Below are 6,124 nucleotides of genomic sequence, written 5' to 3' on the forward strand. Positions count from 1 at the left end.
ATTTATGTGCGATTTTTTGCAGAGCTCTTGACAAAAATTTTATTTTATGTTATAAGGAATATAATAACGCGAAATCGTGAAATATTATTCGAAAGGAATACTATGCAAAAGGTAGTTAAAACAACCTGTCCGTATTGCGGAACTGGTTGTGGCATAGATCTTATCGTGGAAAACGGTAGGATTGTTGATGCAAAGCCAACAGACAACCATCATGTAAATGACGGTGAGTTGTGCTTAAAAGGAATGTTTGGTTGGGAATTTGTAAATTCTCCAAAACGCTTAACCAAACCTATGATGAGAAAATTAAATGGTGAGTTTAATAAACACGGCAAACTTGAAGAGGTAAGTTTTGATGAGGTTTATGAATTCTTAGGAAAGACATTTAAAAACAGTGTCGAGAAATACGGACCAAACTCTATCATGGGCTTTAGTTCTGCTCGTTCAAACAACGAAGACAACTATGTATTTCAAAAATTCTTTCGTGCTTTAGGAAGTAACAACGTAGATCACTGCGCTCGTCTTTGACACGCTCCAACAGTGGCAGGTCTTGCCAGCACCCTTGGAAACGGAACAATGACAAATGATCTTGTTGAGTTTGCGACTGATACAGATGTGTTCTTGCTAATAGGCACCAACACAAGTGAGTGCCACCCTATCATCGCTATGCAGATGCAAAGGGGCTTGGAGCGTGGAGCGAAGATGAGCGTCGTGGATCCAAAACGCACAGATATGGCTAAAAAAGCCGACGTTTACTTACAAATTCCAGTTGGCGCAAATATCAAAACGCTAAATACGATTATGAACGTCATAATCTCTGAAAATTTACAAGACAACGAATTTATAGAGAAGTACGCTGAGGGCTTTGAGTATCTAAAAGAGGCGGTAAAAGACTTCACGCCTGAGAGATTTGAGCATGAGACTGGTGTGAAAAAAGAGCTCATCATTGAGGCTGCTAGACTTTACGGCAAGGCTGGCACTGCGGCTATTTGCTACACCATGGGTATCACTCAGTTTACCGACGGCACATCAAACGTATTTTCACTATCAAATTTAGCTGTACTAACAGGAAATTTAGGCAAAAAAGGTGCTGGCGTAAATCCACTTCGTGGCCAAAACAACGTCCAAGGCGCATGCGACATGGGAGCACTTCCTAACGTCATCCCAGCAGGCCCAGTAAATAGCGCTTATGCACAAGAGCAAGCACGCAAAGTTTGGCACTTTGAGCTAAACCCAGTACCAGGCTTCAAGCTCACATATGCACCTGATAAAATGGATAGCGGCGAGCTAAAAGTGCTTTACGTATACGGCGAAAACCCAGTCATGAGCGACCCTTGGACAGAGCACTTCGTCCACGCTACACATCACCTAGACTGCTTTATCGTACAAGATCTATTCTTCACTGAAAGCGCTCAAAAAGCCGATATAGTCCTACCTGCGGCTGGTTGGGGCGAGAAAGATGGTACATTTATCAACACATCTCGCCGCGTTCAGCGCACTAGAAAGGCAAGCGAGCCAGTAGCTGGTGTCGAGCCTGACTGGAAAGTGGTTTGCAACATCGCAAAAGTAATGGGACTTGAGGGATTTGACTTCCTAAGCGCAGAAGAGGTTTGGGACGAGCTTAGAAAGCTAATGCCTAAATTCTTTGGCGGTATCAGCTACTACAGACTTGAAAAGCTTGGCGGTATCAGCTGGCCATGCCCTGATGAAGATCATCCAGGCACACCAGTCCTATACACCGATCATAAATCAATGCTACCAAGCGGTAAATTCCGTCTAGTGCCGGTGCTTTATGCTGATGATAAAAACAAACGCTCAGAGGTTGAGGCTGAATTTAGAGCTAGGATGAATATACCAGATGGCTATCCAGTCGGAACTGGCGCGCTAAGCGAAGTGCCAGACGAGGTCTATCCTTGCTTATTTACAACAGGTAGAAAGGTCTATCACTACCACACAGGTACGATGACAAGAGAGTGCTCACCGCTAGAGTACGGCGCTGGCATTGAAGGTCCGCTAATAGAAGTAAGCCCTGATATCGCAAGAGAGAGGGAGCTAGAAGAAGGCTGCTACGCTTTAGTCGAGAACAAACGCGGCAGGATCGCAGCAAAACTTCGCATAAATGAAGACCTTAGAGAGGGAACGATATTTACGACTTTCCACTACAGCGAGGCCGATGGCAACGAGCTTGCAAACGCGCAAGACCACGACCCACTTTCCGGCATCACACCACTTAAGATAACGATAGCAAATATCAAAAAACTAAGCGAAGAAGAGTATATAGCATTTAGAAAAGAAAATGAGATGGCTATGCACTCTGAAAAACCATATCTTTCACCTACAAGATAATAAATTTAAGGGCAGAAATGCCCTTAAAATTTTTTAAGTGTCTTTTTTGTCTATATTTTTTATAAAGATAAAGTAGATGAGAATGATGTCTATATCAATGTAGAGCTAAAAACTGCAGATGGTAATGATAACATCATCACTGAAAAAGAGCTTCATGATGGTAAAGATGGTGAGAAGATAGTAGGTGAGCTAATAGTAGGTAAAGATATCGTAGTAGATATGGCTAACGATACGATAGCTATTAGTGTAGGTGGTAAAAAGATTGGTGATGCTAAGATTACTGAGGATCTTGGTAATGGCAAGTATAAGTATGAGCTAGATGTAAGAACTGAAGACTTTACAGATGGTAAAGCTAATAAGACAGGTAAGATAGAGGCTACTTATGATGCTAAAGATAAACAAAATAACCACAAAGATATCACTGCTGAGAATGAGTATGTAGTTAAATTTGACCATATAACCATAGACGCAAAAGTAAGTCTAAATGTATCTGAAGAGGGGCTTCCTGGTGGTATTAAAGATAGTAAAGGTACAAAAGACACTACGGATTCTGTAGAGGACAGCAAGCCTATAAATGTAACTAGTACAACAAACGTAGCTTTTGAGTTTGATGTTAAAGATGGTACAGATAGTCATCTAACTTCTGGCGGCGAAAAAGTGATATGGAAGAGCGTTCCTGCTGTCGGTGGGGGTACAAATATTGCTACTCTTGTCGGTATTAAAGAGACTAGCGGCGAGACTGTGCTCAAAGTTACATTAGATAAAGCAACAGGTGCTACTAAAGTTGTCTTAGAAAAACCAGTAGATCACGATCCTGCTGGCAATGGCGAAGATGTAGTTACAGCTAACCTACCTATAAAAGTAACAAATGATCATGGTGCGACAGCTAAGTCTACTATAGAGATAAATATCCAAGATGACTCGCCTTACATTGCTAGTGATAGCACTGAAAATGTTCTTGTTGGATTTGAACAGCCTAGAAGCAACGTCACACTTGTTCTTGACTTCTCGCGTAGTATGTTCTTTAAGAGCCAGACTCAAGCAGTAGATGCAAATGGTAAAAAGTTATACGAGCAAAAATTTGAAAATGGCAAGTGGGTTGACGATCTGGATAGACCAGTATTGGTAGAAAAAACTCGTTTAGAGATAGCTCATGAAGGTGTGATGAACTTACTTAATCAGTACTCATTAAAAGGTGATGAAAATGTTAAAGTTTGCATGGTTGCATTTGCAGGTGAGGCTCAAGAGCTTAGATCTACCAGCGGTAAAACATGGATGAGTATCTCTGAAGCTAAAGCGCTTGTAGACAAATATTTTGGTGGTGATAGTATAAAATATGATAACTACATATGGACTAAAGATGCCAATGGTGAATATAGAACTCATGGTAACTACTATAAAAATAGTAGTATTGTACTGGATAATGATGGTAATTTTATATTAAAAGTTAGGTATCAGGGAGAGTATAACATTTCAGCCTCTGTTAACTTGCCTATAGATGATATGAAAGATGGCACAAACTATGATGCAGCCTTGGCACAAGCAAAAGATACTTTCGGTAAATCTGGTAAGATAGCTGGTGCGGATGTAGAAAATAGACTCCACTTTGTTTCTGACGGCGAACCAACTATGTCTGACTCTAGGGTGGGTGGTGCCCCTGGTAGCCTTGAAAATAGAGCTAGTATCGTATATAAAAATAAAACTTGGGTGTATGACGGTGATAAATATGCATATAAAGCTAATGGAGAGGGTGACTGCATCACAACAGAATCAACTGGTAGTAAGTTTTATTTATACAATAAAGGTGGTCACTATAAGGGCGATATAACTGATCGTGTCAAAACCAACCACGGTATAGATGACGATGAGAAGGCAGCATGGGAAAATTGGCTGATTAACAATAAAGTAATAGCCGAATCATTTGCACTTGGCAAAGATGCAAAACTGGATAAACTTGATCCGATCTCATATGACGGCGTAGAAAGAAAAGATATAGATGCTAAAGATTTTGCAGAGCTAGCACTTCCTACTAAGAGCTTTAAAGGCAATATCATGGATACTCTAAGACCTGCTGAAAATCCTGGTGGTTCAACATCTATGGAGTATGGTGCAGATATCAATGGAGTTGTAACTATCACTTTAGATACTGCTGCTGGTGTAAAAACATATACTTATGATGCAAGTAAGGGTAGCTATACAATAAGTGGCGAGAGCGGTTCTCATGATGGCTCAGAATTTACAGCTACGTTAGTTTCAAATAGCAAGATCACTATAGATATGGCTACTGGTACATACGAGTATAGACCAGAAGCAAGTCTGGCAAAAGCTGGCCATGCAGAAAACATAGATATCAAATATAGCGTAACAGACGCAGATGGCGATAGTGTAAGTGCTACAACTACCATCAAGACAGATGGTATCGCAGGATTTGATCATATCAAATATGGCACTATGAATGGCGATACACTCAATGGTACATCTGAAAATGACGCTATATTGGGTGGTAGAGGTAATGACTACATAGACGGCAAAGGTGGCCGTGACGCTCTATTGGGCGGCGAAGGCGATGATACTATCGTTTTCCATAAGGACGCAAGAGTGATGGACGGCGGAAATGGATATGATACGCTTGTTGTTAAAGATAGTATTGACTTTAGCAATGTAAATGGTCTTGATGGCAAGATTAGCAGCTTTGAAAGGATCGATCTAGGCAAAGGCGGCGGTAATGCTGTAGATATGACTATCAGAGCTGATGATGTATTAGATATCACTGACAACAAAAACACTATTCTAAAAATAGACGGTGACAATCGCGATACTGTTAAAGGTGGAAACTGGAAAGCTACACACGATGTTAAAGCCGATAGCGGTTATACAGCATATGAAGGAACTACTGAAAGTGGCCAAACTATATATATCCAGATCAACAATGAGATCAAAACTGATTTCTAAAATTTAAAGAGCTTTAGGCTTTTTGGACACCTGGCTTAGGCTGGGTGCCTTTTTAAATTTAAAACATAGCTTGTCTTTATACTAAGTAAAAAATCATTTTTGTACCAAATAGTTTTGGGTCTGGAGTGATAAATTTGATCTCGTTTTGCTCTAAAATTTTACACTCCCTATCGTAGATGAGGCGTAAATTCTTTTTATTCGTCACTTCGCTGCTTTTGCCGCTAACTACGACTTTGCCTTTTTTTAAGCCAATGATATCATCGCAAAACCACAAGGCGTGGTTTGGATCATGTGTGCAGACAGAACGGCTGGGTCTTTTGAAATTTTTTGTAAATTTACCAAAATAAAATTTAATTTTTAAAGTTTAGCTCGCTGGTTGACTCATCTAGTATGATAGTGCTGTACTCTTGCGCTAGCGCCCTTGCTATGAAGACCAGCTGTCTCTAGCCACCGTTTAAATTTGTGATATCCTTATCTAAAAGATTTGCTCTTGATATATTTGCCATATTTTTCCTTTCAAGTGCTGTTTTATGGTATTTTAAAAACCCTAATAAACAAAAAGAATCCTAAGACCCCTAATTGCTTAAAAAACACTATAACACAAATGAATAGAATTAAAAAAAAGGATTAATACTTAAGGAAAGTTTAAATGGTGGTTAGAGGCAGAATCGAACTGCCTAGTATTTCTTAAGATTTATTTTGATGTATAAAGCCATAAAATACGATGTTATAAATTTTTATACGGGTTTATTGAAATTGCTAGAAACGTCTAAATAGATGGCACCCAATATGGCACCTATTTTGAGCACTAGAGATTTGATGAAATTAC

General features: G+C 39.8%; 3 protein-coding genes. 2 read left to right on the plus strand and 1 reads right to left on the minus strand.

What is annotated here, in order from left to right:
• Positions 1-102 precede the first annotated feature (102 nt).
• Both Q0296_RS11575 and Q0296_RS11340 read left to right on the plus strand, forming a co-directional pair.
• A complete protein-coding gene (locus Q0296_RS11575) occupies positions 103-2,343 on the plus strand; it encodes a molybdopterin-dependent oxidoreductase (protein ID WP_366939761.1) in 2,241 nt (746 codons plus the stop codon).
• A gap of 219 nt (positions 2,344-2,562) precedes the next feature.
• Positions 2,563-5,295: a hypothetical protein gene (locus Q0296_RS11340; protein ID WP_298040667.1), complete on the plus strand. Its 2,733-nt coding sequence runs from the start codon at positions 2,563-2,565 to the stop codon at positions 5,293-5,295.
• Positions 5,296-5,371: 76 nt separating this feature from the next.
• Here Q0296_RS11340 and Q0296_RS11345 read toward each other — a convergent pair whose 3' ends face one another.
• On the minus strand, positions 5,372-5,569 hold the full coding sequence (locus tag Q0296_RS11345) for a hypothetical protein (RefSeq protein ID WP_298040669.1): 198 nt from the start codon (positions 5,567-5,569) through the stop codon (positions 5,372-5,374).
• Positions 5,570-6,124: the final 555 nt, after the last annotated feature.

It is taken from the genome of uncultured Campylobacter sp., from assembly GCF_937890585.1.
Taxonomy (GTDB): domain Bacteria; phylum Campylobacterota; class Campylobacteria; order Campylobacterales; family Campylobacteraceae; genus Campylobacter_A.

Bases quoted from the DNA above. Each gene is read 5' to 3' on its own strand.
- Q0296_RS11340 (WP_298040667.1), top strand. From the start codon at position 2,563: ATGGCTAACGATACGATAGCTATTAGTGTAGGTGGTAAAAAGATTGGT.